Consider the following 1,346-nt stretch of genomic DNA (forward strand, 5'->3'; position numbering starts at 1 on the left):
AGCTTGTACTATACGTTTGTATTTTTAGCTTCGTTATTTCAAACTTAGGATTAAGTTTATTAATCAAAATTACATTACCCGTATTAATTATTTTATATCCAATTACAATCATTTTAATTTTCGTATCATTTATCGATAAATATACGAAACGTAAACCTTCTGTCTATATCGGAGCGATGATCGCGGCATTCCTTATTAGCTGTATTCATGCACTTGATAATGTGGGAATGATTCCAAGTTTTATCGCTAATATCGTACACACAATTCCTTTTTATAACTTAGGAATCGGCTGGATCGTTCCAGCAATAATCGGTGGTATAATCGGATACTTTATTCCGCAAACAGAAGCTGAAGGTGAAGTTTCTACAAAATAAAAAAAGAAGCAAGCATTGATTATGCTTGCTTCTTCTTTATTTTCACATCGTATGTTTAAACGTAAACAACTCTTCTTTTGACTGCACAGCAGATTGTTCTTCTTCTACAACTTCCTTCTTCCTCTCTCCCCCTAATCGAACTTTCATCATCGCCTCTTCTATACTTTTTACAATCATATTTCCCGAAAAGATAGTAAGTCCAAAAAATGTAATTGGAACGAGAGGAATCCATGGATGCACTGTTAATGATCTAAAATAGACTCCTATTAAACCTGACCATTCATGTGTGTAAGAGTCTATTTCTTCTACCGGCCCTAAAAACTTAACAGTTCCTCCAAAAAACACTTCCAGTAAYCCTAAGTGCAGTARAATAGTAAGAGTYTGCGTAAACTGYTGAARAAATACRAGTATAAACGTCATATAGAGATGYGGRAAAAKATGYTTTATAACAATATGTCTTCTCGATCCACCTAATATGCGCGCGGCATCAATAAATTCTTCCGTTTGTAATTTACGAACTTCCTTCGCAACATACAGTGCAATAACTGGCATCACAAGCATTACAAGTAATACAACTTGAAACGAAGCACTAACATTTTTACAAACAKAATCGTAGTCGGTATACTCAAACAAAATATYGGCAATCCTCTAATCGACTCGCCTCCAATTGMCGCAATTTGAAAAGGTAAAAAACCTGTTTGTTTAAAAAACCATATAACTAAAATTTGTGATCCTAAAATAAGAAGAATGTCTGGAATGGATTCTAGGAAGATGAGAAATGATTTAATGCGATGTTGTATACGAGGTGAACTACTCATAATCACATAAACAATACAAAATGCTACAAATAATGAAATGAAAAAAGCAGCTAAAAAAATAACAATCGTTTCTTTATAATGGATGAACAACTGCGGAAATAAAAATTTATCGCTCACATATTGAAAATTGGAGATATCCATTAAGTTCACAAAC

At 33.2% G+C, this 1,346-nt stretch carries 3 pseudogenes; 1 reads left to right on the plus strand and 2 read right to left on the minus strand.

Features of this window, described 5'->3' with window-relative positions:
- Nucleotides 1-374, plus strand: a pseudogene (gene brnQ2, locus AC1DJR_RS29920) (branched-chain amino acid transport system II carrier protein BrnQ2); the annotation flags it as partial.
- A gap of 42 nt (nucleotides 375-416) precedes the next feature.
- On the opposite strand, the pseudogene AC1DJR_RS29925 reads toward brnQ2, so the two are convergent.
- Nucleotides 417-962, minus strand: a pseudogene (locus AC1DJR_RS29925) (peptide ABC transporter permease); the annotation flags it as partial.
- Nucleotides 950-1,346: pseudogene (locus AC1DJR_RS29930) on the minus strand (ABC transporter permease subunit); the annotation flags it as partial. The pseudogenes AC1DJR_RS29930 and AC1DJR_RS29925, both read right to left, overlap by 13 nt.

Source organism: Bacillus sp. 05T31 (assembly GCF_056396725.1).